The following is a 3301-nucleotide window of genomic DNA, read 5'->3' on the forward strand; positions in this document are numbered from 1 at the left end:
GCAGTTCAAATCTGCCCAGACCTACCAATATGCGGGGCCATAGCTCAGCTGGGAGAGCGCCTGCCTTGCACGCAGGAGGTCAGCGGTTCGATCCCGCTTGGCTCCACCACTTTCTGTTGTGTCTACTTGATCAGAACTTAGAAATGAGCATTCGTTGATGAATGTTGATTTCTGGCTTTTGTCAGATCGTTCTTTAAAAATTCGGATATGTGATAGAAATAGACTGAATGCCAGTTTCACTGCTGGTTATTCAGGCTAAGGTAAAATTTGTGAGTTCTGCTCGAAAGAGCGACGTACGAATTTTCGGCGAATGTCGTCTTCACAGTATAACCAGATTGCTTGGGGTTATATGGTCAAGTGAAGAAGCGCATACGGTGGATGCCTTGGCAGTCAGAGGCGATGAAAGACGTGGTAGCCTGCGATAAGCTTTGGGGAGTCGGCAAACAGACTGTGATCCAGAGATCTCTGAATGGGGGAACCCACTCAGCATAAGCTGAGTATCTTGTACTGAATACATAGGTGCAAGAGGCGAACCAGGGGAACTGAAACATCTAAGTACCCTGAGGAAAAGAAATCAACCGAGATTCCCTTAGTAGTGGCGAGCGAACGGGGACCAGCCCTTAAGCTGGTTTGAGATTAGTGGAACGCTCTGGAAAGTGCGGCCATAGTGGGTGATAGCCCCGTACACGAAAATCTCTTGCCAGTGAAATCGAGTAGGACGGAGCACGAGAAACTTTGTCTGAACATGGGGGGACCATCCTCCAAGGCTAAATACTACTGACTGACCGATAGTGAACCAGTACCGTGAGGGAAAGGCGAAAAGAACCCCGGAGAGGGGAGTGAAATAGAACCTGAAACCGTATGCGTACAAGCAGTGGGAGCCTACTTTGTTAGGTGACTGCGTACCTTTTGTATAATGGGTCAGCGACTTATATTCAGTGGCGAGCTTAACCGAATAGGGGAGGCGTAGCGAAAGCGAGTCTTAATAGGGCGCTTTAGTCGCTGGGTATAGACCCGAAACCGGGCGATCTATCCATGGGCAGGTTGAAGGTTAGGTAACACTGACTGGAGGACCGAACCGACTACCGTTGAAAAGTTAGCGGATGACCTGTGGATCGGAGTGAAAGGCTAATCAAGCTCGGAGATAGCTGGTTCTCCTCGAAAGCTATTTAGGTAGCGCCTCATGTATCACTGTAGGGGGTAGAGCACTGTTTCGGCTAGGGGGTCATCCCGACTTACCAAACCGATGCAAACTCCGAATACCTACAAGTGCCGAGCATGGGAGACACACGGCGGGTGCTAACGTCCGTCGTGAAAAGGGAAACAACCCAGACCGTCAGCTAAGGTCCCAAAGTCATGGTTAAGTGGGAAACGATGTGGGAAGGCTTAGACAGCTAGGAGGTTGGCTTAGAAGCAGCCATCCTTTAAAGAAAGCGTAATAGCTCACTAGTCGAGTCGGCCTGCGCGGAAGATGTAACGGGGCTCAAACCATGCACCGAAGCTACGGGTGTCACCTCTGGTGACGCGGTAGAGGAGCGTTCTGTAAGCCTGTGAAGGTGAGTTGAGAAGCTTGCTGGAGGTATCAGAAGTGCGAATGCTGACATGAGTAACGACAATGCGAGTGAAAAACTCGCACGCCGAAAGACCAAGGTTTCCTGCGCAACGTTAATCGACGCAGGGTTAGTCGGTCCCTAAGGCGAGGCTGAAAAGCGTAGTCGATGGAAAACAGGTTAATATTCCTGTACTTCCAGTTATTGCGATGGAGGGACGGAGAAGGCTAGGCCAGCTTGGCGTTGGTTGTCCAAGTTTAAGGTGGTAGGCTGAGATCTTAGGCAAATCCGGGATCTCAAGGCCGAGAGCTGATGACGAGTGCTCATTAGAGCGCGAAGTGGTTGATGCCATGCTTCCAAGAAAAGCTCCTAAGCTTCAGATAACTGGGAACCGTACCCCAAACCGACACAGGTGGTTAGGTAGAGAATACCAAGGCGCTTGAGAGAACTCGGGTGAAGGAACTAGGCAAAATGGCACCGTAACTTCGGGAGAAGGTGCGCCGGCGAGGGTGAAGGACTTGCTCCGTAAGCCCATGCCGGTCGAAGATACCAGGCCGCTGCGACTGTTTATTAAAAACACAGCACTCTGCAAACACGAAAGTGGACGTATAGGGTGTGACGCCTGCCCGGTGCCGGAAGGTTAATTGATGGGGTTAGCGCAAGCGAAGCTCTTGATCGAAGCCCCGGTAAACGGCGGCCGTAACTATAACGGTCCTAAGGTAGCGAAATTCCTTGTCGGGTAAGTTCCGACCTGCACGAATGGCGTAACGATGGCGGCGCTGTCTCCACCCGAGACTCAGTGAAATTGAAATCGCTGTGAAGATGCAGTGTATCCGCGGCTAGACGGAAAGACCCCGTGAACCTTTACTATAGCTTTGCACTGGACTTTGAGCTTGCTTGTGTAGGATAGGTGGGAGGCTTTGAAGTGGGGACGCCAGTTCTCATGGAGCCATCCTTGAAATACCACCCTGGCAACCTTGAGGTTCTAACTCAGGTCCGTTATCCGGATCGAGGACAGTGTATGGTGGGTAGTTTGACTGGGGCGGTCTCCTCCCAAAGAGTAACGGAGGAGTACGAAGGTGCGCTCAGACCGGTCGGAAATCGGTCGTAGAGTATAAAGGCAAAAGCGCGCTTGACTGCGAGACAAACACGTCGAGCAGGTACGAAAGTAGGTCTTAGTGATCCGGTGGTTCTGTATGGAAGGGCCATCGCTCAACGGATAAAAGGTACTCCGGGGATAACAGGCTGATACCGCCCAAGAGTTCATATCGACGGCGGTGTTTGGCACCTCGATGTCGGCTCATCACATCCTGGGGCTGAAGCCGGTCCCAAGGGTATGGCTGTTCGCCATTTAAAGTGGTACGCGAGCTGGGTTTAGAACGTCGTGAGACAGTTCGGTCCCTATCTGCCGTGGACGTTTGAGATTTGAGAGGGGCTGCTCCTAGTACGAGAGGACCGGAGTGGACGAACCTCTGGTGTTCCGGTTGTCACGCCAGTGGCATTGCCGGGTAGCTATGTTCGGAAGAGATAACCGCTGAAAGCATCTAAGCGGGAAACTTGCCTCAAGATGAGATCTCACTGGGATCTTGAATCCCCTGAAGGGCCGTCGAAGACTACGACGTTGATAGGTTGGGTGTGTAAGCGCTGTGAGGCGTTGAGCTAACCAATACTAATTGCCCGTGAGGCTTGACCATATAACACCCAAGCAATTTGCTTACGCAGATTGTGGTGGTGAAGACGAAAGACCCGAA

General features: G+C 51.7%; 1 tRNA gene and 1 rRNA gene. Both read left to right on the plus strand.

Annotation, left to right across the window (positions count from 1 at the left end):
• The first annotated feature begins 33 nt into the window (after positions 1-33).
• Positions 34-109, plus strand: a tRNA-Ala gene (locus NJG22_RS24285).
• Between the two features lie 242 nt (positions 110-351).
• A 23S ribosomal RNA gene (locus NJG22_RS24290) occupies positions 352-3244 on the plus strand.
• Positions 3245-3301 lie beyond the last annotated feature (57 nt).

Origin of the sequence: Pseudomonas sp. VA159-2 (genome assembly GCF_024126635.1) — a bacterium.
Classification (GTDB): Bacteria; Pseudomonadota; Gammaproteobacteria; order Pseudomonadales; family Pseudomonadaceae; genus Aquipseudomonas; species Aquipseudomonas muyukensis.